25 protein-coding genes and 1 riboswitch are annotated in these 24,768 nt (G+C 47.8%); of the genes, 17 read left to right on the plus strand and 8 right to left on the minus strand.

What is annotated here, in order from left to right; genetic code table 11:
• A complete protein-coding gene (gene moaB / locus EIZ48_RS02600; protein ID WP_160648573.1) occupies positions 1 to 513 on the minus strand; it encodes a molybdenum cofactor biosynthesis protein B in 513 nt (170 codons plus the stop codon).
• A gap of 82 nt (positions 514 to 595) precedes the next feature.
• Positions 596 to 1,585 (minus strand): GTP 3',8-cyclase MoaA, encoded by a 990-nt coding sequence (gene moaA / locus EIZ48_RS02605; RefSeq protein ID WP_160648574.1) that lies wholly within the window; start codon positions 1,583 to 1,585, stop codon positions 596 to 598.
• A riboswitch (molybdenum cofactor riboswitch) is annotated at positions 1,574 to 1,722 on the minus strand. Its footprint overlaps the gene before it by 12 nt.
• A gap of 180 nt (positions 1,723 to 1,902) precedes the next feature.
• Here moaA and EIZ48_RS02610 point away from each other — a divergent pair.
• From EIZ48_RS02610 to yvcK, 3 genes are all read left to right on the plus strand, one after another.
• Positions 1,903 to 2,130: a hypothetical protein gene (locus EIZ48_RS02610; protein WP_160648575.1), complete on the plus strand. Its 228-nt coding sequence runs from the start codon at positions 1,903 to 1,905 to the stop codon at positions 2,128 to 2,130.
• A gap of 167 nt (positions 2,131 to 2,297) precedes the next feature.
• Entirely contained in the window at positions 2,298 to 2,873 is a 576-nt protein-coding gene (locus EIZ48_RS02615; RefSeq protein ID WP_160648576.1) for an LON peptidase substrate-binding domain-containing protein, read from the plus strand.
• A gap of 191 nt (positions 2,874 to 3,064) precedes the next feature.
• Entirely contained in the window at positions 3,065 to 3,961 is an 897-nt protein-coding gene (yvcK, locus tag EIZ48_RS02620) for a uridine diphosphate-N-acetylglucosamine-binding protein YvcK (protein ID WP_160648577.1), read from the plus strand.
• Here the strand turns inward: yvcK and EIZ48_RS02625 are convergent.
• The 3 genes from EIZ48_RS02625 to uvrB all read right to left on the minus strand — a co-directional run bounded on the left by EIZ48_RS02625 (position 3,923) and on the right by uvrB (position 8,141).
• Positions 3,923 to 4,282, minus strand: coding sequence for an Hpt domain-containing protein (locus EIZ48_RS02625; RefSeq protein ID WP_160648578.1), 360 nt, complete (start codon positions 4,280 to 4,282; stop codon positions 3,923 to 3,925). The two genes, yvcK and EIZ48_RS02625, sit on opposite strands and share 39 nt — an antisense overlap.
• The gene (gene luxO / locus EIZ48_RS02630; RefSeq protein ID WP_160648579.1) at positions 4,283 to 5,737 is read right to left on the minus strand and encodes a quorum-sensing sigma-54 dependent transcriptional regulator LuxO; all 1,455 of its coding nucleotides are present in this window, start codon (positions 5,735 to 5,737) and stop codon (positions 4,283 to 4,285) included.
• A gap of 379 nt (positions 5,738 to 6,116) precedes the next feature.
• Positions 6,117 to 8,141, minus strand: a complete 2,025-nt coding sequence (uvrB, locus tag EIZ48_RS02635; RefSeq protein WP_160648580.1) for an excinuclease ABC subunit UvrB — start codon at positions 8,139 to 8,141, stop codon at positions 6,117 to 6,119.
• A 27-nt stretch (positions 8,142 to 8,168) separates the two neighbouring features.
• Here uvrB and EIZ48_RS02640 point away from each other — a divergent pair, with 27 nt between their 5' ends.
• On the plus strand, positions 8,169 to 8,333 hold the full coding sequence (locus EIZ48_RS02640; RefSeq protein WP_160648581.1) for a hypothetical protein: 165 nt from the start codon (positions 8,169 to 8,171) through the stop codon (positions 8,331 to 8,333).
• A 509-nt stretch (positions 8,334 to 8,842) separates the two neighbouring features.
• Here EIZ48_RS02640 and pepE read toward each other — a convergent pair.
• On the minus strand, positions 8,843 to 9,580 hold the full coding sequence (gene pepE, locus EIZ48_RS02645; RefSeq protein ID WP_160648582.1) for a dipeptidase PepE: 738 nt from the start codon (positions 9,578 to 9,580) through the stop codon (positions 8,843 to 8,845).
• Between the two features lie 481 nt (positions 9,581 to 10,061).
• Between pepE and rsxA the strand changes: the two genes are divergently transcribed.
• From rsxA to gloA, 9 genes are all read left to right on the plus strand, one after another.
• On the plus strand, positions 10,062 to 10,643 hold the full coding sequence (rsxA, locus tag EIZ48_RS02650) for an electron transport complex subunit RsxA (protein ID WP_160648583.1): 582 nt from the start codon (positions 10,062 to 10,064) through the stop codon (positions 10,641 to 10,643).
• A gap of 1 nt (position 10,644) precedes the next feature.
• The gene (gene rsxB / locus EIZ48_RS02655) at positions 10,645 to 11,226 is read left to right on the plus strand and encodes an electron transport complex subunit RsxB (RefSeq protein ID WP_075764791.1); all 582 of its coding nucleotides are present in this window, start codon (positions 10,645 to 10,647) and stop codon (positions 11,224 to 11,226) included.
• A 2-nt stretch (positions 11,227 to 11,228) separates the two neighbouring features.
• Positions 11,229 to 13,952 carry an electron transport complex subunit RsxC gene (rsxC, locus tag EIZ48_RS02660; RefSeq protein WP_160648584.1) on the plus strand — a complete coding sequence of 908 codons (2,724 nt, stop codon included), beginning with the start codon at positions 11,229 to 11,231 and terminating at the stop codon, positions 13,950 to 13,952.
• Between the two features lie 2 nt (positions 13,953 to 13,954).
• The gene (gene rsxD / locus EIZ48_RS02665; protein WP_160648585.1) at positions 13,955 to 15,004 is read left to right on the plus strand and encodes an electron transport complex subunit RsxD; all 1,050 of its coding nucleotides are present in this window, start codon (positions 13,955 to 13,957) and stop codon (positions 15,002 to 15,004) included.
• Between the two features lie 8 nt (positions 15,005 to 15,012).
• Positions 15,013 to 15,648 carry an electron transport complex subunit RsxG gene (gene rsxG, locus EIZ48_RS02670; protein WP_160648586.1) on the plus strand — a complete coding sequence of 212 codons (636 nt, stop codon included), beginning with the start codon at positions 15,013 to 15,015 and terminating at the stop codon, positions 15,646 to 15,648.
• On the plus strand, positions 15,645 to 16,343 hold the full coding sequence (locus EIZ48_RS02675; protein ID WP_160648587.1) for an electron transport complex subunit E: 699 nt from the start codon (positions 15,645 to 15,647) through the stop codon (positions 16,341 to 16,343). Before rsxG ends, EIZ48_RS02675 begins: the two co-directional genes overlap by 4 nt.
• 131 nt (positions 16,344 to 16,474) lie before the next feature.
• Positions 16,475 to 17,116, plus strand: a complete 642-nt coding sequence (gene nth / locus EIZ48_RS02680) for an endonuclease III (RefSeq protein WP_160648588.1) — start codon at positions 16,475 to 16,477, stop codon at positions 17,114 to 17,116.
• A gap of 218 nt (positions 17,117 to 17,334) precedes the next feature.
• Positions 17,335 to 18,969 (plus strand): methyl-accepting chemotaxis protein, encoded by a 1,635-nt coding sequence (locus tag EIZ48_RS02685; RefSeq protein ID WP_160648589.1) that lies wholly within the window; start codon positions 17,335 to 17,337, stop codon positions 18,967 to 18,969.
• Positions 18,970 to 19,040: 71 nt separating this feature from the next.
• On the plus strand, positions 19,041 to 19,433 hold the full coding sequence (gloA, locus tag EIZ48_RS02690; RefSeq protein ID WP_160648590.1) for a lactoylglutathione lyase: 393 nt from the start codon (positions 19,041 to 19,043) through the stop codon (positions 19,431 to 19,433).
• Positions 19,434 to 19,492: 59 nt separating this feature from the next.
• Here the strand turns inward: gloA and EIZ48_RS02695 are convergent, their stop codons facing one another.
• The gene (locus tag EIZ48_RS02695) at positions 19,493 to 19,825 is read right to left on the minus strand and encodes a hypothetical protein (protein WP_240152849.1); all 333 of its coding nucleotides are present in this window, start codon (positions 19,823 to 19,825) and stop codon (positions 19,493 to 19,495) included.
• Between the two features lie 171 nt (positions 19,826 to 19,996).
• On the opposite strand from EIZ48_RS02695, the gene EIZ48_RS02700 reads away from it, so the two are divergent.
• On the plus strand, positions 19,997 to 20,611 hold the full coding sequence (locus EIZ48_RS02700; RefSeq protein WP_160648591.1) for a superoxide dismutase: 615 nt from the start codon (positions 19,997 to 19,999) through the stop codon (positions 20,609 to 20,611).
• 14 nt (positions 20,612 to 20,625) lie between these two features.
• Entirely contained in the window at positions 20,626 to 21,069 is a 444-nt protein-coding gene (locus EIZ48_RS02705; RefSeq protein WP_160648592.1) for a DUF2753 domain-containing protein, read from the plus strand.
• 110 nt (positions 21,070 to 21,179) lie between these two features.
• Here EIZ48_RS02705 and motY read toward each other — a convergent pair whose 3' ends face one another.
• Positions 21,180 to 22,070, minus strand: a complete 891-nt coding sequence (gene motY, locus EIZ48_RS02710; RefSeq protein WP_160648593.1) for a flagellar protein MotY — start codon at positions 22,068 to 22,070, stop codon at positions 21,180 to 21,182.
• Positions 22,071 to 22,220: 150 nt separating this feature from the next.
• Between motY and rnt the strand changes: the two genes are divergently transcribed.
• Positions 22,221 to 22,892: a ribonuclease T gene (gene rnt, locus EIZ48_RS02715; protein ID WP_160648594.1), complete on the plus strand. Its 672-nt coding sequence runs from the start codon at positions 22,221 to 22,223 to the stop codon at positions 22,890 to 22,892.
• A gap of 599 nt (positions 22,893 to 23,491) precedes the next feature.
• Complete coding sequence (locus tag EIZ48_RS02720) at positions 23,492 to 24,739, plus strand: outer membrane protein transport protein (RefSeq protein WP_160648595.1); 1,248 nt, start codon at positions 23,492 to 23,494, stop codon at positions 24,737 to 24,739.
• Positions 24,740 to 24,768: the final 29 nt, after the last annotated feature.

Raw genomic sequence — 24,768 nt, forward strand, 5'->3', positions numbered from 1 at the left:
TTATTTTCCTAGATGAGGCATAAAGTTACATGGACGATGGCTGGCATCCAGCTGCTCTTTGATGATTTTCATCCACCCTGTCCGGCAGGCGCCCGTTGAACCCGGCATGGCAAAGATAACGGTCTTATTGGCCATACCTGCAACCGCCCGGGACTGGATTGTTGAAGTGCCGATCTCCTGGTAAGACACCATGCGGAAAATTTCACCAAAACCCTCAACTTGTTTATCAAACAAAGGGATCAACGCCTCTGGCGTATTATCTCTTGAGGTAAAGCCAGTTCCGCCAGTGATCAGTACCGCCTGCACCTTCTCATCAGCAATCCACTGAGAGACAACCGCGCGTATCTGATAAACATCATCAATCACTATTTTTTTATCGGCTAGCTTGTGACCAGCTTCTTGCAGTGACTCTGCAAGGTACTGGCCCGAGGTATCATTGTGTTCGGTGCGCGTATCTGACACCGTCAATACAGCCACATGTGCTGGTTCAAACGCAGTTTCTGCATGACCCATTACAGTAATTCCCAAACTGAAGTAGTAATAAATTGAAATGTAGGCAGTCTGATCAGTATCACGTACCGATCAGAACCGGAAATTATCCACCAATTGAGGCAAGGTGCGGCGTCATACCCGTATTACCGTCATCAAGAAAATGCCCAACGGCTTTTTGCTGCAACCCACTTTGGATACGATCGATCAAGTCTGCTCGCTGAGTATCAGCTTCCAGCAAATCGCGTAAATCAACGCCATGATCGCCGAACAGGCAAAGGTGAAGTTTACCGTTGGCCGAAATACGTAAGCGGTTACAGCTTTGGCAGAAGTCTTTTTCATACGGCATGATAAGACCAATCTCGCCCTGGTAGTCTGGGTGGCAAAATACCTGAGCCGGCCCGTCGTTGTTACTTTTTATTTTAAGAAGCCAACCGTTCGCGATGAGGTGGTTACGGATACTGACACCGGAAACATGATGATTGTTGAACAAATTGTCCATTTCACCCGTTTGCATTAGCTCGATAAATCGAAGTTGGATCGGCCGAGTCTTAATCCAGTCGAGGAACTTTGGCAGCTCCTGTGAGTTGAGATCTTTTAGCAGGACAGTGTTGATTTTTACCTGTTCAAAACCAGCTTCAAACGCAGCATCGATACCCGCCATCACCTGATGGAACATATTTTCACCAGTGATCTGGTAAAACATCTTCGGGTCAAGACTATCGACACTGACGTTGATATGGGTTAGCCCGGCATCACGCCACTCACCAACGTGCTTCGCCATGCGATAGCCGTTGGTAGTTGTCGCTACTTTACTGATACCTGGCTGGGAAGCCACAGTACCGATAATATCAGTAAAATCACGGCGCAGGCTCGGTTCACCACCTGTGATACGCACTTTCGTCGTACCACAGTCAGCAAACGCCCCTGTTACACGCTTGATTTCATCAAGCGTCAGAAAAGAAGGCTTCTTCCTTTCTGCAGGTTGATAGCCGTCTGGCAGGCAGTATGTACATCTGAAATTACAGACATCAGTCACTGAGAGTCGTAAGTAATAAAACTTACGATGAAAATTATCTTCAAATTGATTCGCCACGGAACACCTTTCCAAATACGGGAGGCCGATGCATTTCTTTGTCGACCCTGGTGACTACCTGTCACTGTCTTCATCCACCTATTGTCATCCCCAAAAGGCTGCAACTTAGTGAATAAAGCTCGGAGTTATGGCTGCTACACACATTATTATATCGCCTAGCGACATGTGCAGCGGCTTAATTATTATAACCTATCAGAGAAAGTGCTTTATTGACAAATCTCTGAAAAAAACGTGTTGCATTCTACCTTTCGTAAGAATTCACGACAATACTACTAAAGGGAAGATAGTTAAAAATTCTCATAAAAAGTGGGGGAATTATGTCCAACATTATTGAATCTGCGACTGTTGACGATATTGCACTCTATTTACAGCGAGAAGAAGGACTGGATGCAAAGCGTGCCCGTGAGCAGGCGATGCGTGTCATAGACGGCTTCAACGACATGATGGAAAAGGGGATCATTAAAGGCTGGTACTTTAACGAACAAAGCCATCTTGAGTTATTGCCTAGTGATAATGCGCTGAAAATCATTGCGAATCAGAAATAATTCGCATAATGCACAATGCAAATTGCAGTGAGATTCGCAATATGCAATTACATGCACCCATTCAACTTTAAAGCACCACTGCACAGCCAAAATAGCGGTATAAATTCCGGCATCACAATTGCATTGTCTAAGTTACCTGACAACTATAACGACAGTTGGAGCCGATTATGAAACAGTCTATACCGCTACTTTTTCAACAGCGCCATGTGCTACCTGGTGGGAGAATGCCAATACGGGTTGCCCCTGGGCCACAAATGGACGCATTCAAGGCTGCGCTAACCTCAGACATTGGCTTTGGTATATGTATGTTTGACGAGGCTGAACACGGCCACCACTTCTTCCATATCGGAACCCGAGTGACGGTTGAGGATTTAGATACTTCAGCCCTGGACGGTTCACTGATTGTTACTGTATACGGCCATGAAAACTTCCGAATCAATGCTCTGGAACAAGACGATAGCGGTGTCTTCTCCGGGGAATATGACATTATTCCTCAGTGGCCGGAAGTCGAAATTCGCAACGACCAAATTGTTCTGGCGGACAAACTCAAGCAAATGTTCAACAAGCATCCTGAGCTCAACCAACTTAACTTAAAGAAAGAGTTCAATAATTTAAGCTGGCTATGTCAGCGCTGGCTGGAAATACTGCCGGTGCCTGCCAGCGAGAAGCAAGCGCTGCTTAACACGCCTAACTGTCAGGATACCTACGATTACCTGATGAGTATCATGCAAAAACCGCACTAGCCGCGTTTCATCCCAATACACTGTCGTTCTATGTGTTTGCCTCTCGTACCCGGTACGGGAGGTTTTTTTATTATGAAATTAGCACTATACGTGACTTATACTCCATCTCGTCCCGGCCTATTTGTAATTCACATAGCGATTTGTTTACACTGACCACTCTATTTTGATAACGGATTTATGCAACTACGGCTATGACTACAACAAATATTGCTGATGCTAAAATTGTTGCCATTGGCGGCGGACATGGCCTTGGCAGGATCCTGTCTGCGCTCTCTGACTATGGCTCTCAGGTTACAGGAATTGTCACCACGACCGACAATGGAGGCTCTACCGGCCGTATTCGAGCCTGCCAGGGAGGAATTGCCTGGGGAGATACCCGAAACTGTATCAACCAGCTCATTACCGAGCCCTCGGTAGGTTCAATGATCTTCGAATACCGGTTTCGGGGCAACGGTGAGCTAAGTGGCCATAATCTGGGTAACTTGATGCTTAAAGCTCTGGATAACCTCTCTATTCGCCCGCTAGAAGCTATCAACCTGATCCGTGACATGCTCAAGGTGAAAACCCATATTGTGCCCATGTCTGAGCACCCTGCTGATTTGGCAGCCATGATTCAAAGTGGCGAGATAATCAGCGGCGAAACCAGCGTGGATGAGTTACAGGAAGTGCCGCAGCGACTCTATGTCGAACCCGCCGTTCCTGCCACAAGGGAAGCCGTCACCGCCATCGAGGAAGCGGACGTGATTTTACTAGGGCCAGGTAGCTTCTTAACCAGTGTCATGCCACCACTGTTACTCAAAGAAATTGAACTTGCTCTTAAGAGCTGCAACGCCAATATCGTCTTTGTCACTAATCTGGATAAAGAGAACGGACCTGCCGGGATGATGTCCCTTGAAACAATGCTACATTGGTGTGAGAGGGCAATGGGAGGACGCCAGGTTGATGGCGTCCTGTCGGATCAATACCGTTCTGAATTAGATGCGCGATATCACCAGGTGATTGAAGATCTGGCCTCGAGCAACCACGAGTGGCGTCATGATCGCGAGAAACTAAAGCATGCGGTTGATAAGCTCATCGTTGCTAGCTAGCTGTTTGTATTCTATAGCCATTCCCTTGACCATCTGTGTAAACTCACACAGGTGGTCATTCATCCACTGCTCCTGACCTTGTTTCACCCGAGATTCACACTCTTGCGCCATTTCAGCTAGCTCATCAGCACCAAAACTTGCAGCGCTGCTTTTTATCGCATGACTAATTTCCCTGACCTGGCTAATAGTAGGTTGATCTGATAACTGACGTAAGTACTGCTCCAGCTCGTCACTGAAGACATTAAGCAACAGTGTTACTGTGTCCTGACCAACTTCTTCAGATAAGCGCTTGATTGTAGATGCATTAATACTCGTTGCCATTTATTTTATCTCCCTGTTACTACCTGCCGCTTCCTGCCAGGCCTGTAATTTTCTATATATCGTCGATGGGCTGACTTCCAACAAGCCCGCTGCTCGGGGAATATTTCCCTCACACGCATCAATCGCCGCCTGAATGGCGCGTTTCTCAACAACCCACAAGGGCTCAATTTGCGATTTATCGATGGAATGATTGTGAGAAACCCCATCACGAGTGTCCGCATTATTTTGCGGTTCAGCAGTTAGCTGAACAGTACGTGCAATTTCTGCGCCATCTCCACCAGATATGGGCGGCGGAACCATATCCAACGTGACCTCTTCACCGGTATTCAGTACCACTATGTTTCGGATCACATTTTGTAGTTCACGGACATTCCCCTGCCAGCTATAGCGCTGAAACAGGTTGATGACCTCTGGAGAGAAGCGGCTAAAGTTCTTGCCTTCTTCTACTGACATCAGAGCCAGTAAAGCATGGGCAATTTCAATGACATCCTCGCCACGATCCCTGAGCGGCGGCAAGGTAACGGGAATCACATGCAGGCGATAATACAAGTCTTCACGAAAACGCCCTTCCTGAACCTCAACCCATGGATTGCGGTTGGTTGCACACACAAAGCGAACATCCACGCTGCTAGTTTTGGATGAGCCGACTTTCTGGTAGGTGCCGGTCTGGATAAAACGCAGTAACTTGCTTTGCAAATCCAAATCCATTTCGCAAAGCTCATCGAGAAACAGTGTCCCCTTGTTAGCGAGCTCTACGGCTCCCTGCCTTTCGGTCGAGGCACCGGTAAACGCCCCTTTTACATGGCCAAACAGTTCGCTTTCTATGAGCTCTTTCGGAATCGCCGCACAGTTCAAGGCTACAAAAGGATGATCATTTCGCGGGCTTGCCGCGTGCACAGCTTCTGCACAGACTTCCTTACCTGTGCCGCTTTCACCGGTAATAAATACCGTTGCCTTACTAGAAGCCGCAGACTCAATCACTCGATACACAGCCTGCATTGGAAGGCTGTTACCTATAAATCCTTGGTACTGTGCCCCGCCCTGTTTGGACTTCTGGCGCTCTTTCGGCGCTTTATTCTCTTCTTTTAGCGCGTTGTTAACGGTGATCCGCAAACGGTCCGCTTCACACGGCTTGATCAAAAAGTCCTGCGCACCATGACGCATGGCTTCTACGGCCACGTCGATAGAACCATGTGCCGTCATGATCACCACCGGAATATTACCGTGATCTCGACGCACAGATTCCAGCACTTCCATGCCCGTCATGTCAGGCAGTCGAAGATCAAGCAATATTAAGTCAGGAGTAATATCTTTGACGAAGCTGAGTGCTTCCGTCCCGGTCCCGACAATACTGACCATTAAACCCAGGGGGTTTAGGTAAGATTTGTACAAGGCCGCAACCGAGGCGGTATCTTCTACCATTAATACTTGTCGCTGAGTTGACCTGCTTTCCATTGCCCCTCCAAAGCCTTTCTTCCTAAACTAATTGTAATCAATAGAAAAAAAACTGTTATGAGAAATTTCAAATTTTCTAAACTCCTATTATGAATCGCATATTGATTTGCAAAATGCAAATAACAACGCGATAGATAAAGAAAACGGTGACAAATTACTCGTGAAGCGTCGCAAAAAAGTCCAATTATCGGGGTCAAAAAAGTTGGCACGGAGTCTGCATTAATTAAATTGACTCTTTCCTGAGAGTCAACCTAGCCAACTGACGTTGTTTGTGGAATTATTTCACTAAAACAATGACGCCAACCGAATCTGTTCTCGGTTGGCTTTTTTTTTATGGGGGTCGGGAGGAGTAAAAGAGCCTAACCAGGCCCTTGTGACGTTAGCTGTTTACGATGAACTGCTCTCGCATCGAGTGGATCTTATCGCGCAATTCAGCGGCTTTCTCAAATTCCAGGTTCTGTGCCAAGTCATACATTTCTGATTCCAGCTGCTGAATCTCAATTTCCAGCTGCTGTGGTGACATCGTCGTATACGTACCTTTCTGTTCGGCAACCTGATGAAGCTGGGCCGCCTTATTTGGCTTGCGACGCTTACCCGGCTGACCTAATTCCATGATATCCGATACCGCCTTGTTAAGCGCCTTAGGAACAATGCCGCGCTCTTCATTATAGGCTTGCTGCTTTTCTCGACGGCGATTGGTTTCGTTCATAGCCCGCTCCATCGAGCCCGTTATGCGATCAGCATACAATATTGCCTTACCTTCAAGGTTTCGGGCTGCACGTCCGATGGTCTGGATCAGCGAACGCTCCGAGCGAAGGAACCCCTCTTTATCAGCATCAAGAATCGCCACCAGGGAAACCTCAGGCATATCCAGGCCTTCTCGCAGCAAGTTTATCCCTACCAGTACATCAAACTCACCCAGACGCAGGTCCCGAATGATCTCGACCCGCTCAACCGTATCAATATCCGAATGAAGATAACGTACCCTGACACCATGCTCATCCAGGTACTCGGTCAGATCCTCTGCCATCCTCTTTGTCAGTGTCGTAACCAGCACCCGTTCGCCTTTGGCCTCGCGGATCCTAATCTCTGACAACAAGTCATCAACCTGGGTCGCCACCGGACGAACTTCAATCTGTGGATCAAGCAGTCCTGTCGGGCGCACAACCTGCTCGGCAATATCACCACCCGACTGCTCGATTTCATAGTTTCCCGGCGTTGCAGAAACGTAGAGGGTCTGCGGTGCCAGCGACTCAAACTCCTCAAACTTAAGCGGACGGTTGTCGAGGGCAGACGGCAATCGAAAACCGTACTCGACAAGATTTTCCTTACGAGAGCGGTCACCACGGTACATGGCACCAATTTGCGAGACGGTAACATGCGACTCATCAATGATAAGCAGGCCATCGGCCGGCAGGTAATCAAACAATGTCGGAGGCGGCTCTCCCTCCGCTCGGCCACTGAGGTAGCGCGAGTAGTTTTCGATCCCCGAACAAAAGCCCAGCTCATTCATCATTTCAATATCAAACTGGGTGCGCTGAGCTATGCGCTGCTCTTCCACTAGCTTGTTATTTTCTAAAAGTTGTTTTTTACGTACCTCGAGCTCAACTTTGATTTTTTCTACCGCTTCAAGAATACGTTCACGCGGTGTGACATAGTGAGTCTTTGGATAAATAGTGCAGCGAGGCAGGTCACGCTGAAGTACGGCTCCCGTCAGCGGATCAAATGCGCTGATGCAATCCACCTCGTCATCGAACAGTTCAATCCGTACCGCATTTTTTTCCGATTCAGCCGGAAAAATATCAATGACTTCGCCCCGGACACGGAAAGTACCTCGCTCAAAGGCAATATCGTTCCGGGTGTATTGCAGTTCAGCCAGTCGGCGAAGAATATCCCGTTGGTCCAACATATCGCCACGGCGAACATGCAACATCATCTTAAGGTATGAGTCCGGATCACCGAGGCCATAAATCGCAGAGACGGAAGCAATAATAATAACGTCACGTCGCTCCATCAGAGCCTTGGTTGCCGATAGGCGCATCTGCTCAATATGGGCATTCACCGACGCATCTTTCTCTATAAAGGTATCGGTCGTCGGAACATAAGCTTCCGGCTGGTAATAGTCATAGTACGAAACAAAGTATTCCACGGCGTTATCCGGAAAAAACTCCTTCATTTCGCCATAGAGCTGAGCCGCCAGTGTTTTATTGGGGGCAAGGATCAAGGTTGGCCGATCCGCTTCTGCTATGACATTGGCTACGGTAAAAGTCTTCCCCGATCCCGTCACCCCCAGTAATGTCTGGTGAGCAAGCCCCGCATCCAAGCCTTCCAGCAACTGATTAATTGCTGTGGGCTGATCGCCGGAAGGAGAAAAGCGGGAAGATAAATTAAACGTTTTGCTCATACTGAAGTTCCGTAGTAAGGAGGACTTATGGGACATTTTGCTGTTATGACAAGGCTTGTCAATAATCAGGCTTGTTCACCTTCCCATCCCCCCACCTCTGTCCATTTCCCCTCAGTCAAAACGATTGCTTTTCAGCGGGAAGAAAAAAGCGCAAAAAATTTAAAATCAGGGATTGAACAATTTTATCCTTAGGCGTATTATCACCGCCCACGAACAAGAATGACTTTGTTCAGCTATACTTCAGGTTGGCGATTAAAAGCCTATAAAATCCCTCAAAAACACTCTCTTCAAGAGCGATCATCCACAGCTTTTCCCACAATTGATTCAAATCAATTCACAAGCAACCGTATACTTGGCATTCTCTAAAGTATTTATTCTAATTGATTCATATATATTCTGCCGTTTATTCCTATATCGCTATAATACAACTATTTATTCTTCCTACGACCATGCTGTACAAAATATAACCACAGCGCTCTACCTGTCGCCATCACGGCTTTTTCCAAGCATCCATCAACACACTTATCCACAGTTTCCGTGGATAACTCACCTAACCCCTTGCCAAGTCTGGGCCGAACAAAATCAAGTGAATTTTAATCGCAATTTTAGAAATCAGTTTTGCACTGTTATTATCGGTATCCACTCGCCTCGACAAAAAACGGCAAGCCGTAGCCTGCCGTTATCTTATGCTTAGAAGCTATCTAGCAGCTGTGCGCCATCAGAAACTGAATATCCTCCTGCTCAGAATAATATACTGGCTCGTTTCCATAGCTAAAGAGCTTGAGATCCTTGCCGTTTGCACTGTGATAACTAAGCTGACCGTTATGCAAATGCAGCCAGGTCCCTTCAGGAATACCAATAACAGGTTCGTGCTTGTTCACCTCCAGAAACTCCTGAATGCGCTCATCCCGGGTTTCCCCGTTATGACCTTCTACTTTCGCTTCCAGATAATGCGGGTTGATTTGGAACGGTACCAAATTCAGTGACGGCAATACGGCACCGGTAATAATTGGCATATCGTTGGTAGTACGAATCGTCGGACAGGTAATGTTCGTACCGGCACTCCAGCCGATATAAGGAACACCCCGGCCAAGCACAGCTTTGCGTATTGGACCGACAAGCCCCAAGTCATGCAGTGTCTTGTTCAGGACCCAAGTATTTCCGCCACTCACCAAAATGCCATCTGCCGCCTGTAGCGCAGCAACAGGATCATCAGCCTGATGAAGGCCTGTAACCTGGCAGTCCAGTGCGAGAGCATCAAATGTCTGCTGAACCATGGCCACACGATCATCATGACTTGAACGAATAACCGCATACGGGATCAGCACCCAGTTTTTGGCGCCGGTGCGTTGTACCTGTTCGATGATGGCTTCACCGGCAAATTCCATAACATGTTCGTTTCCGGCGATCTTGCCGTTGCTCAACATTAAGATATCCATCTTTATCCCCTTACGAATACTTGATAACGGCCAGCACCAATGCACCAGCATACTGTTTCTCATTGGTGTTGAACGCTGGTGTTGTTTTTTTGATTTTACGCCCAGTTGCCACATATAAAACCACTGAACGGTCATTTATGCAGTACCTATCACTAAAGTACAGCCGTTAATCAAAAACGAAAACAACACACTTACATCCGCAGGCACACATATTCAAAAGGCAATCACAATTGTCATACATATGCTCAACAATCATGTCTAGTAGCCCTGAATGCATGTCGACACACTGCAAATATCAATCAGACAATACACACGATATTGTGCATGGCATCCATAAACCTTTCTTCTTAATTCGGGCTTAACCAAGTAATAACTGATGAAAAAATCAGCAATATTGAAAAACCCTGCAAGACAAGAGTTGTTATAGCTTGTGCAAAGGAAGATAATATGCAGATCTCTAGCAAATTATAATTAAGACGGTATGACTGAATACCTACTACTACTTGTCGGTACAGTGTTAGTTAACAACTTTGTACTGGTAAAATTTTTAGGCCTTTGCCCGTTCATGGGCGTGTCTAAAAAACTGGAAACAGCAATTGGCATGGGTTTGGCAACAACGTTTGTACTTACCCTGGCATCCGTATGCGCGTATCTTGTTGAAGCCTATATCCTCGTCCCTCTTGGCATTCAATACCTTCGAACACTTAGCTTCATTCTGGTGATCGCTGTCGTGGTTCAGTTTACCGAGATGGTCGTCCATAAAACCAGCCCGACGCTTTATCGTCTGCTGGGAATATTCCTGCCACTAATCACGACAAACTGTGCGGTTTTGGGGGTTGCGCTCCTGAATATCAACGAACGCCACAATTTCATTGAATCTGTGGTGTATGGCTTCGGTGCTGCTATTGGCTTCTCGCTGGTCTTGGTGCTGTTTGCTTCTATGCGTGAGCGCATTGCCGCAGCAGATGTTCCGAGTCCTTTTAGAGGCGCCTCAATCGCCATGATCACAGCCGGTCTAATGTCTCTTGCCTTTATGGGCTTTACTGGATTGGTGAAACTATAAAATGAGCGGAATATTAATTGCAGTTATTGCAATCGCAGTACTTGCCGCGATTTTCGGTCTGGTCCTTGGCTTTGCCTCGATCCGCTTCAAGGTAGAAGCCGATCCGATTGTCGAGCAAATCGATAGCATTTTGCCGCAAACTCAGTGCGGCCAGTGCGGTTACCCTGGCTGCCGTCCTTACGCGGAAGCCATTGCCAACGGTGATGATATTAACAAATGCCCTCCCGGCGGCCAGCAAACCATAGAGAAACTGGCTGATTTGATGGGGGTAGATGTTCAGGATTCGGCTCACGATGATGACAAAGGCCTGAAAAAAGTCGCATTTATCCATGAAGACATGTGCATCGGCTGTACCAAGTGCATTCAGGCATGTCCTGTTGATGCGATCGTCGGCGGCACTAAAGCGCTACACACCGTCATCAAAGATGAGTGTACCGGTTGCGATCTTTGTGTGGCACCTTGTCCGACCGACTGTATCGAAATGGTTCCGGTAGAAATGACCCCGGAAAGCTGGAAGTGGGAGCTTAACAAAATCCCCGTCGTCAATATTCCTGCTGATACAAGCGCCAACAAGGTAGAGTAACCATGCTGTCAATCATCGAACAAATAAAACAGGGTCAGCTATGGGACTTCCCGGGCGGGATTCACCCACCAGAGCAAAAAGCCCTGTCCAGCCATTCTGAAATTGCCGAAGCCAAGATCCCTGGTGAGCTGGTGCTGCCCCTAAAACAGCACATCGGCGCCGTTGGTGATGTCTTAGTCACAGCCGGAGACAAAGTACTCAAAGGTCAGCCACTGACGCATGCCGACGTAGCACTGAGTGTACCGGTTCACGCCCCGACTTCAGGCACAATTAAGGCGGTAAAACCTCATACTATCGCCCACCCTTCCGGCTTATCTGATCTTTGTATCATTATTGAGCCGGATGGCAATGATACCTGGGGTGAGAAAACAATCATCGCTGACTATCGCCAGACTGAAACAGCAGATCTGATTGATCATATCCGCCTCCAAGGGATCTCCGGCATGGGCGGTGCAGGTTTTCCAGCCGGCCGTAAACTTCAAAGTGGTTTGGGAAAAACAGATATCCTGATCATTAATGCTGCTGAGTGCGAACCATATATCACTGCCGACGATCGCCTGATGCAAGATAACGCTCGCGATGTCGTTGAAGGCATTCGGATCCTGAATCATATCCTTGTCCCCAAGCTCACTATCATCGGTATCGAAGATAACAAGCCGGAAGCAATCGAGGCGCTTCAACGCTGTATCAGCGAAGATGACGGTATTGTTATTCGTGCAATCCCGACCAAATACCCTTCCGGTGGCGAGAAGCAGTTAATCAAGGTGCTGACAGGCAAAGAGGTTCCGACTAAAGGGATACCTGCCGACATTGGCATCATGATGCATAATGTGGGAACCACGCATGCAATCAAGCGTGCCGTAGTTGACGGCGAACCCTTGATTCAGCGTGTTGTTACCGTCACCGGCAAAACGTTCAAACAGCCTGGCAACACCTGGGCATTGCTAGGAACACCGGTAAATTTCCTGCTGGAGCGTTTTGGCTATAAAGCCGATAAGAAACTACCACGCGTGATCATGGGTGGCCCGATGATGGGTTTTACCCTGCCACACTGTGATGTTCCAATCACCAAGATTGCCAACTGTATTCTGGCTCCGACACGCAAGGAAATTTCTCCGACAAACCATGAAATGTCCTGCATCCGCTGTACAGCGTGTGCCGAGGCCTGTCCGGTCTCCCTGCTACCGCAACAGCTACAGTGGTATGCCAAAGATCAGGACTATGCCAAATGCGAGGAATACAATCTCTTTGACTGTATTGAATGCGGAGCCTGTGCGTATGTCTGCCCAAGTGAAATCCCGCTGGTTCAATACTATCGCCAGGCCAAAGCTGAAATTCGTCAGCGTAAGCAAGATGAAGAGAATGCCGAGCGAGCCAAACAACGCTTTGAAGCCAAGAAAGCCCGTTTAGAGCGGGACAAGGCTGAGCGAGAGAACCGCTTTAAGAAAGCAGCTGATGATCGCCGCAAAGAAATGGCAGCTTCCGGAGGCGATGATGCGGTTGCTGCTGCTATAGCACGTGTTAAAGCCAAACAAGCAGCGGCCAGCACCAATGCCGACACCGACAAGAAACCAGCAGTTGCAGCAGCGATTGCCCGGGCAAAAGCCAAGCAGGCTGCAGCCCAGTCCGGTGACAGCCAAGTTTCTCAAGAGACTTTGCCTGACAATACGGAGATGGCAAAACTTCGCGAAGAACGCAAGCGCCTGGCTCGCGAGCGAAAAGCTACCAAACAGGCAGAAAGTACCGCTGATACGCCAGCATCGGAAACAACAGGCGATGCTAAAAAAGATGCAGTAGCCGCTGCCATCGCACGTGCCAAGGCTCGTAAAGCTGCGCAAGCGTCTGAGCAAGCTCAGGAAAAACCTGAGCCTGCAGCGACCGAAGCTGAGGCTGATCCGAAGAAAGCTGCCGTTGCTGCTGCCATTGCACGGGCCAAGGCTCGTAAAGCCGCGCAAGCGTCTGAAGCTGCTCAGGAAAAACCTGAGCCTGCAGCGACCGAAKCTGAGGCTGATCCGAAGAAAGCAGCTGTTGCTGCTGCCATCGCACGTGCCAAGGCCCGTAAAGCCGCGCAAGCGTCTGAGCAAGCTCAGGAAAAACCTGAGCCTGCAGCGACCGAAGCTGAGGCTGATCCGAAAAAAGCGGCTGTTGCTGCTGCCATTGCACGTGCCAAGGCCCGCAAAGCCGCGCAAGCGTCTGAGCAAGCTCAGGAAAAACCTGAGCCTGCAGCGACCGAAGCTGAGGCTGATCCGAAGAAAGCCGCTGTCGCTGCTGCCATTGCCCGTGCCAAAGCTCGTAAAGCCGCTCAAGCGTCTGAGCAGGCTCAGGAAACACCAGAGCCTGCAGCTACCGAAGCTGATCCGAAGAAGGCCGCTGTCGCTGCTGCCATTGCCCGCGCCAAGGCCCGTAAGGCTGCCAAAGAAGCTGAAGCTCAGACGGAGCAAACGCAGGACGAGCCAGTCAGCACAGTCACTGAGGAAGACGTCGATCCGAAGAAAGCCGCTGTCGCTGCTGCCGTTGCCCGCGCCAAGGCYCGCAAGGCTCGCAAGGCTGCCAAAGAARCTGAAGCACAGGCGGAGCAAACGCAGGACGAGCCAGTCAGCACAGTCACTGAGGAAGACGTCGATCCGAAGAAAGCCGCTGTCGCTGCTGCTGTTGCCCGCGCCAAAGCCCGCAAGGCTGCCCAACAGGCAGCAAAAGATACACAACAGAATAACGAGGATAACTAATCGTGGCTTTTAATATTGCCAGCTCACCCCATACACATAGCCGACGCAGTACCAGCGATATCATGCGTACTGTCATTCTTTGTTCGGCCCTGGGTATTGCTGCCCAATGGTTCTTCTTTGGCTGGGGTGTATTGATCCAGGTTATTCTGGCTTCTTTGGTAGCGCTCGCCTCTGAAGCTGCAATACTGGTTTTGCGTAAGCGCCCGGCATTACCTTATCTGCGCGATAACAGTGCGCTGCTTACCGGTATCCTGGTTGGTATTTCAATCCCACCGCTGGCTCCCTGGTGGATCACGGTGATCGGTGTTGTCTTTGCAATTGTTATCGCCAAGCACTTATATGGCGGTCTCGGACAGAACCTCTTCAACCCTGCGATGGTAGCCTATGTTGTCTTGCTGATTTCCTTTCCGGTGCAGATGACAACCTGGCTTCCTCCCTCTTCAATCAGCGCCGCTCCAGTGTCGCTGCTTGATAGCCTGTATACAGTATTTACCGGCTTTACCCAGGACGGGTTCAGTGTACATCAGCTCAGGATGTCCGTTGACGGGATAACCATGGCAACCCCTTTGGACACTCTAAAGACATCACTGACAACCGGCCATACCACTACTGAAACTCTCGCGAGCCCAATCTTCGGTATGATTGCCGGTATTGGTTGGGAGTGGGTAAATGTTGGCTTCTTGCTGGGTGGCTTGCTACTGCTGAAGTTACGCATTATTCAGTGGCAGATCCCTGTCGGTATGCTGGGCGCATTATTTGTGATCAGCACCATTGCCTTCCTGTTCAACCCAGACGGTACGGCATCACCCATCATCCACCTATTCTCTGGTGCTACTATGCTCGGGGCATTCTTTATTGCCACCGATCCTGTATCGGCATCGACCACAGTCAAAGGTCGTCTGATTTTTGGTGCCTTAATCGGGATCCTGGTTTACCTCATCCGAACCTGGGGTGGCTTCCCTGACGGTGTCGCGTTCAGCGTGTTGCTGGCAAACATGTGTGTACCTATGATCGATTACTACACACGCCCACGAACATACGGCCACTTATAGGAGCAAGCATGCTGATTGCAATGAAAAAAAACAGCGGTGTACTGGCAGTATTTGCCCTGCTTGCTACCCTGCTAGTATCTGTTACCCAACTGCTGACTGCCGGAAGAATTCAAGAGCAGCAACAAAAGGAGCTGCTTAAGGTTCTGAACCAGGTGATCCCTGCTGAAAACCATGACAACGAGCTCTACAAAAGCTGCACCCTAGTCACCAATGAGCAATATCTCGGCACCTCTACGCCAATGCCGGCTTACCTGGCTGAAAAAGAAGGTGAAGTGTCGGGTGTTGCGATTGAAGCTATTGCGCCCGGCGGTTACAACGGAGCCATCAAAATTATCGTCGGCCTTGATACCTCAGGTGTCGTCACGGGTGTGCGTGTCCTAAGCCACAATGAAACCCCGGGGCTTGGCGATAAAATTGATACCCGGATAACCGACTGGATTTACAGCTTTACCGGCAAGAAACTTCAGGGTGAAAAAGATGCCAGCTGGGCAGTACGCAAAGACGGCGGTAATTTTGACCAGTTTACCGGTGCAACCATTACTCCGCGTGCTGTTGTCGGTGCTGTGAAGAAAGTATCGCTGTATTACCAGCGCTACCAACAGGAATTGTTTAATCAACCTCTGAATTGTCAGGGCCACTCATGAGCATAAATAAAGAATTGATGAAAAATGGCCTGTGGGATAACAACCCGGCTATCGTTCAGTTACTGGGACTCTGTCCTCTTCTGGCCGTATCGGCAACTGTCACCAATGCCCTTGGCCTCGGGCTTGCTACCACGGCAGTGCTCATCGGATCGAACCTGATCGTTTCACTGGTTCGTCAATGGGTGCCGTCAGAAGTTCGGATCCCGGTATTCGTAATGATCATCGCGGCACTGGTTACCTGTGTCCAGTTACTGATGAATGCCTTCACTTACGGGCTTTACCAGTCACTGGGGATCTTCATCCCGTTGATCGTGACTAACTGTATTATTATTGGCCGCGCAGAATCTTTCGCCTCCAAAAACGAACCTATGCCTGCTGTGTTAGATGGTTTGTGGATGGGGCTGGGTCTTACCTCAACCCTGGTGGTGCTAGGCGCAATGCGCGAAATTCTGGGAAATGGTACCTTGTTCGACGGTGCTGACCGCCTGCTGGGTGACTGGGCAGCATCATTGCGAATCGAAGTATTCAGCTTTGACAGTAACTTCTTGTTGGCAATGCTACCGCCCGGTGCCTTTATTGGTGTCGGCTTTATCATCGCACTCAAGAATGTAATTGATAAAAAACGCGAACAGAAAGCGGCTGATGCTGAAGCCAAACCAGAAATTGAACGGGCACGAGTTACCTCGGCCAACTAAACGTTCAACCTTACAAAACATACTATAAACCGCAGTTAGCTACATACCTACAGGCGGCTCAACCTGTTTCTGGCCCTACACCAGAGGAATAGCTTACTGCGGCAACAGCCAACAGTTGTTAGGAAGCAAGCATGAACAATGAAAAACGCGTTCAGATCCTTGAACGTCTGCGGGCAGAGAATCCGCACCCGGAAACCGAACTCAACTGGAGCTCACCTTTTGAACTACTGATTGCGGTTCTTCTGTCAGCACAGGCCACAGATGTCAGCGTCAACAAGGCCACCGACAAACTCTATCCTGTCGCCAACACTCCTCAGGCCATGTTCGATCTGGGTGTCGAGGGCGTAAAGGAATATATCAAGACCATCGGCCTGTTTAACTCCAAGGCTGAGAACGTCATTAAGACTTGCAGGATCCTGCTCGAACAACACGGCGGGGAAGTCCCTGAAAACCGCGAAGCCCTGGAGGCTCTGCCAGGTGTCGGCCGTAAAACGGCCAATGTCGTCCTTAACACCGCATTCGGCTGGCCTACCATCGCCGTCGATACCCATATTTTCCGGGTCTCAAACCGGACCAAATTCGCAATGGGTAAAAACGTTGATCAAGTCGAGCAGAAGCTACTAAAAGTGGTTCCGAAGGAATTCAAGGTTGATGTCCATCACTGGTTGATACTACACGGCCGCTATACCTGTGTGGCCCGCAAGCCCCGCTGCGGCAGCTGTGTTATTGAAGACCTGTGCGAATTCAAAGATAAAGTTTACCCTGGCGAGTAACCACCGTTAACGGCTGTCATTAAGAAGCCGTTAACCTGTTTTTATACCCAATGTGACACATCTAAAAAGGAGTTCTGTGAATTGCGAGGCAACTGTCGCACAACGTAATTCACTATTCCTCACTCAATATGAAAGCACCAGCATAAGTCATACAATTTGAAAAATGATCGTTTTTTCTTACTCTACCTTCAGTGTAGAGGTGCCTTAGTGGTGTTATTATGTTCAATAACTTATCAATATCTCAACGCTTGCTTTTCCCTAGCCTTTTAATTTCTCTGCTTATTTTGCTTGGCAGCTTTATCGGTACCAGACAAATCGAGCAACAGAACCGAATAACCGGGTATATTTTCGCAACAATCAGCCCGGCTCTACTTCGTCATGAAGATGGAAACAAAGATATATTTCAGGCAATGGATGCCATGAAAAGCTATGTTTTGGCCTCTTCAGATAAGCAGAGAAAAAAAGCTAAAGAAGATTACGATAGCAATATTTATAAATCAGCTCCTCGTATTGCCTTCGCCAAAGAAGCCGCAGGGATCCCAGGAACCTCTATCTCAATTGATGCTATAGAGGTGGCCGTTCGTAATATTGAGCAATTAAAACAAGAGATGGACGTTATCATGAACACTCCTCATGAACTGTCCGAAAATATATACAAACAAAGAATTGATAAAATCAATAAGACTCTAGACACCACAATTTCTTCGGCAAAAGTAGTTCACAAAGAGTTATTAGACTCAGAGCAGATACTACTAATGCAGTCAGCCTCTGAGTCAACTCAATCTTATTATTACATCCTGATAATTGGCCTCTTAACCGCTTTCATCGTTATTCTAACCGCCGTCTGTACAGCTCGCTACTTCAGTCAACGTATAAAACTACTTAGTAATCAAGTAATTGACCTAACAAAAGGTAATGGAGACCTAACCGTTCGTCTTGCCGTCACCAATAACGATGAACTGGGCCAACTTTGCCATAATTTCGATTATTTTATTGACTCACTTCACCACACTTTAAGAAATGTTGTAGATGAAAGCAAACAAGTTTCAGAAAACCTTATTGAACTACAGCACCAGGCACATCAGACCAATTCCTTAATGACGGTTCAGCAAAATGAAACTCAAAATGTGTTGTTATCCGTTCATGAATTTGCCAACTCTGCCCAAGATGTCACAACCCAGGCTAATAATGCCCAAAGATATTCAGAGCAGGCCCAAACACAAACAAATATTGGTAATGATGCAATTAATATGACTTTCAATGCAATTACCAAACTTGAGCTGGATATTAGCGAATCATCCTCAATGGTCAGGCAATTAGAAAGTGACATTTCCGATATAACTCATGTTATTGATGTTATTCGCACCATTGCCGAACAAACCAATTTATTAGCGCTGAATGCCGCGATTGAATCAGCTCGGGCTGGAGAACATGGCCGCGGATTTGCGGTTGTTGCTGATGAAGTTCGAGGCCTGGCTTCTAAAACGCAGACAAGCACTCGCGAAATAGAATCGATGCTTCACAACCTGCAACAGTCGGCTTCACAAGCAGTAGATAAAATGACTGCCAGCCAGTCTTCATCAGAAATAACACTCAGTGAAGCCCATAAAACAAAAGAAGCCTTTCAACACCTAGTGGCAGCGATAAAAAAAATTAAAGAAGGTAATGAGCAAATAGCGACAGCTGCAAACCAACAACGTATCGTAAGTGATGAGATTAATACCAATACACAGCGTATTTCAGAAATGGCTCAAGGGTCTTTAGACCAGGCCATTGCTTCAACAAATACTGCCGACAACTCTCACAGGCAAATGCAAGTGATGAAAGAACATTTAGAACGTTTTAAAATCTAAACGACAATTGAACGTCATTAACTTGCTTTATTATAATACTTGGATTCAGCACCACACACACTGGAGGCACTATGGCTAACGGACGCATTCTTCATACTATGCTGCGCGTAGGCGATCTCGATCGCTCTATTCAGTTTTATACAGATATCATGGGTATGCAGCTACTTCGCAAGCGTGACAATGAGGCCTATAAATATACCCTGGCCTTTGTTGGCTATGGCGATGAATCAACAGGTGCCGTCATCGAGCTGACCTATAACTGGGGAACAACCGAATACGAAATGGGTGATGCTTTCGGCCATATCGCAATTGGTGTTGAAGACATTTACGCAACCTGTGATGCCATTAAAGCTTCAGGGGGCAACGTGAGCCGTGAACCTGGCCCGGTGAAAGGCGGAAATACACACATTGCATTCGTTACCGACCCGGATGGCTACAAAATCGAGTTAATTCAGCGCAGTTAAGCACCGCTAATAGAAACAGCAAAGCCTGCTAGAACAGGCTTTGCTTACACATACCATCACTACTCCACTTTACCGAAGTACTCTACGACAGTCGCGCGGTATTCATTGTCTTTATTAGGGTCATTAAACTCTATGGAGTAGAAAGGCATCACACTATCTTTCAGCTTCTCGGCAATTTGCAGCTCCAGATTTTCAACACTTACTGTACTGGTAACTTCATACGTATCAGCGCGATTAAGCTCCATTTCATCAGCTTGCTCTAACGTAATCTGTTTTGCCGACACTTCACGGGCTAATTCCTCTTTGACTCTTTCGGCATCACTGTCTATCACCGAGTCATCGGCAAATACCAAGCCAGAACCGAACATGAGTACCAACAAAAGCTTTTTCATAACTACCACCGCCCTTTCTTAGTATGTTTATCTCTATACCCATCTCAATTTAGCTCTTTCGGCAGTTACTTCAGCTCCAAAATTAAGAAAGTGGAAAGGCATCATAAAAAGCAGGGTTGATAATGATATTTATTCTCATTAGTATACTAAAAAAACCAAGAGAGAACGGTCATGTCATTCAACTTTCCAGAACTACCTTATCCTTATAATGCACTCGAACCGTATATCGATGCCAAAACGATGGAAATTCACTATAGCCGCCATCATAAAACCTACTTCGATAAATTTATCACTGCGATTGCTGGCACCGAGCTGGAACAACAACCTCTTCATGAGATTTTTGCCACGGTATCCCGACAACCTCCCGCTGTCAGAAATCACGGCGGAGGCTTTTTCAACCACAACCTATACTGGCAGTGCATGTCCCCCAATGGCGGCGGGCAACCCGGCGGCCTACTTGGCGAAGCGATTAACTGCCACTTCGGCAGCTTTGAACATTTCAAAACAGCTTTCTCCGAGGCAGCGGCCAACCACTTCGGTTCTGGATTCATCTGGCTGTGCGTCAACGACGGGCGGTTGGAAATCTCTTCCACCAGCAACCAGGACAACCCGCTGATGGATGTTGTCGATAATTGCGGGGAGCCGATTCTTGCACTCGATGTCTGGGAGCATGCCTACTACATCAGCTACCAGAACAAACGTCCGGAATACATCGACGCATGGTGGCATGTTGTTGACTGGCAGCAAGTCGAACAGCATTTTGTCGAGGCATTACAGCAGCAATAATCTAAGGAAGAATCATGGATGTATCACGCTGGGAACGGCATACGTTGCTGGCCGCAGAGGCCGAAGAGAATAACAAGCCAATGATGTCAGTGATTCATTACCAACTCGCTTTGGCCGAATCACAACAGCTAGAACCGGTTCAGGGGACGCGCGAAGAGCTTGAGGACTTACTGACCATCAAAATCACCTCTTGTCATAATCTGGCCTCTTTTTGGCGAAAAGCTGGCGACAACGAGTATGAGCTTAAGTACTTACAGCTTGCCTCTGAGCAAGTAATGGCACTTATTCCTCAGTGTCCTCGCAAGGAATGTGATGCATTTATTGATACTCTTGGATGCTGTAAATCCGCTTTGATCTCATTCCTAAAGCGACATCCTAACCCGGCGGTTGCCCGGCAGCTTGAGCATATCAATATCAGCAATCAGTGCGAGCTGATCGCCAAGTTCCGTCTTCACTGAGACGGCTGAACTTGAATGACACTATAGCCTGATAGGTACTATGAACTAGGATCAAAAAAGCGAGATACACTGAGTATCTCGCTTTGCTATATTAGGGGCTTAGATTTCAGCTAGATTAATGTCCGGCCAAGCGAAATCACTACCCGGCGGTTTTGATTACGCCCGATTGGCGTTTCATTATCGGCAATAGGTCGACGCTTGCCGTAAGCCTCAACCTGGATCCGATCTTTCGGCAAACCCATTGCCATAAAATACTCTTCCAGCTTCTTGGCCCGTCGTTCAGACAAGGCCTGATTGACGTTCTTGCCACCTCGCGAATCGGTATAGGTCGCCACCAATACCAAATCAACATCATCACTATATCGGACAAAGTCACTGATCTGAGCCAGGCGCTTGCGCGAGGCTTTATTCAGCTCATCGCTATCATGATCATAATGGAGAACAGTAAAGGCGATATCATCGAAGCTGTAGGGCAGCAAATTATCTATACACTGACTAAATTGCTGATAGGGTGTCTGGAACGATACCGCAGAAAGCCCGACTTCAATACGCTTATTTCTATGCTGCCAGTCCTGATAACTTAGCGTTGGATAGCGCCCGCTCTCAAGCTCGGTAAGCATAGTCCAAGCCATTTGCCCACCAATATAGCCATCAAACTGTTTGAAGAAGGTAATTTTAGTGATCGGCTCAGCCGCATCACCCGGCATCCAGCGCGGTGGCATCGAGACAAGGCTCACATCGCGTGTTTCCCCCATGGGGCGGCGCATCTTGAGTTCAAAATCCAGGTTGATTTTTTTACTCGCTCGGGAGGTAAACTGAGCTTCACCGTAATTGGGTATCTTATGCAGCATACGACATTCCAGCGGGGTATCAACAGCGACCTTCCAGCTCGATTGCGCAGGCGTAGCGACATATTGTTTGCTTGCCATCACCGGACTACATACTGTCGCAGCGGCTAGCAATGCGCCTGCCAAGCACAATGATGTTGTTGTATTGCCCATATTCCTACCACCAGCTCAATCGTAATGCTGACTATTGTATCGGATCTGACGAAAAAATCTTTAGGTGCAGTTTCCCCGCTATGAATTAAGGTTTAGCTCCCGGAATGAATCTGACATAATGCGCTCTTCATTTTTATCAACCGCAGTGCTATGAGCCAAGATAACGAACTAAACACCCTTAAAAGTCGCTTTCGCGGCTACTTTCCCGTCGTCATTGATGTAGAGACTGCCGGCTTTAATGCCAAAACAGATGCCTTGCTCGAAATCTGTGCAGTTACCCTGCAGATGGATGAAGAAGGCTGGCTAAAGCCTGCTTCGACTATCCATTATCACATCACACCATTTGAAGGCGCAGTGATCCACAAAGAGGCGCTGGAGTTTAACGGGATCCGGGATCCGTTCAGTCCGCTTCGTGGTGCGGTCTCTGAAGATGCTGCGCTAAAAGAGATCTACAAGCAGATCCGTAAAGAACAAAAAGCGGCAGGTTGCTCCCGTGCAATCATGGTTGCCCATAACGCCAACTTTGATCACAGCTTTGTAATGGCGGCTTCTGAGCGAGCCAAGCTAAAACGCAATCCCTTCCACCCATTTGCGACCTTCGATACGGCAGCGTTGAGCGGCTTGGCATTCGGCCAGACAGTATTGGCCAAGGCCTGTAGCACCGCCGGGATCCCGTTTGACAACAAGGAAGCTCACTCCGCGCTCTATGACACAGAACGCACAGCAGAATTATTCTGTGAGATTGTTAACAAATGGAAGAAATTAGGTGGATGGCCACTTTTTGATTCTGCAGAAGAAAAAAGCGAAGAACCTCAAGCTTAAAGAATAACAAACTCATCGGACCACACTAGTAGCTATCTTTTCGGCATTTTAGAGTAATTACTCAATACGCCTGATTGATATTTTTTTGTGAGTCCGTTAACAAATGAAAGAATTAGGCAAACAGCGACTTTTTAAACCTCAAACAGAAAAAAATGAAGTGTCTTAAAAATTAAACACGCAAAACTCATCAGACCTCCTATGAGTCCAGCTGTGCTGGGCTTTTAGAAACATGTTTTCAAACACCCAATTTATTTAAAACATGTGTTTTAAACATAATTTAATAATATACCATTCAATTGCTCATTTCTCACAAAAACAACGTGTTACAACGGCTTAACATTTATATTTTTCATCCTTATACTGCGTAATACTGTTTCATATTGTTTCAGATTGATTCTATGGAAGACTGGTCGCGCCTACGTAATCACCTCGTATCATAATGATGTGAAGCCACTATGCCTGAACAACATGCCTTGTTCTGAGCGCGTTAAGCATAGAGCCGGTGTTTTCTGATTCTGCATGAAGCCGTATTTCATTAATTTGTTTTTCCTTCATGGAACGAAGAACAAGAAGCAAAGATCAGAGAGGCAAATATAATAATGTCCAGAAAAATAACACTCACTGCCGTAGCCGTAACCGCGGCATTAATATCTGTCAATGTCAACGCAGCTGGCTTTCAGGTTAACGAACATTCTGCTTCAGGCTTAGGTAGGGCGTTCTCCGGCGAAGCCGCCGTAGCGGATAATGCATCGGTACTGGCCCGTAACCCTGCCGCAATGACCCTTTTCAAAACCGCAGAATTTTCAGGTGCGATCAGTATCGTTGACCCTGATATCGATGTTGAAGATAATGATTTCGGTCAGACAGCAAAAGACGTGGCACCCTTAGGAATCGTTCCGGCGGGTTACTATATTCATCCTATCAACGATCGCTTCGCTGTCGGATTGGCACTGTTTTCCAACTACGGGGTAGCAACAGAATATCCGGCAGATTTTAATGCTGGCTCCTCAGCTGGTGAGACCTCCCTTATTACACTGAATTTCAACCCGAATATTGCCTATCGGATCAATGAACATTTCAGCATCGGCGCAGGTGTCAGCCTCGTCTATGGCGATGCCGAGCTCACACGTTTTTTAGGGTCAATGGCTACTGCTGTTGATGGTGGAAAACCGAGTGATCAAAGTATAAAAATGGAAGGCGATACCACTGGCTGGGGCTGGAATGTCGGTGCTCTCTATGAAATCAATGATGATCACCGTTTCGGTCTGAGCTATCGCTCGCAAGTTGACCTTGATTTTGATGGTGATTTTACCGATTATCTCGGCGTTATTACAGGAACTCCCAATAATACCGTTCCCGGCTCACTCTCTGTTGTGCTACCTGCGATTGCCGAGTTCTCCGGTTATCACGCTCTAAATAGCCAATGGGCCGTCCACTATGGTATTCAGTGGATACAGTACAGTAAATTCGAAGAGTTACGTGGTACCGGTGATCAGTGTACCCCTGGTTATAATGGCCAAGCCGGGGTTTGCTTGCTGAAAGACGAAGATTACGACGATAACTCCCGCTACTCCATCGGGGCAACCTATATCCTCAATCCAACCTGGACCCTTCGCGCCGGTTTTGCCTTCGACGAGCAAGCCGGTAAATCAACCCTGAGTATCCCTGATACCGATCGTTACTGGTACTCGGCAGGTGCAACCTATACCTATAGTCCGAAGATGACATTTGATGTTGGCCTGACCTATCTCGACGGCAAAGAAGCCACCTTTACCGAGGACGGCAGCTCATTCACCTCTACTGGTGGTGCAATTATCAGCGCCGCACAAATCAACTACAAATTTTAGGATTCGCTAGCCACTCGGCTGCAACATGA

Origin of the sequence: Photobacterium alginatilyticum (assembly GCF_009910675.1) — a bacterium.
Taxonomy (GTDB): domain Bacteria; phylum Pseudomonadota; class Gammaproteobacteria; order Enterobacterales; family Vibrionaceae; genus Photobacterium; species Photobacterium alginatilyticum.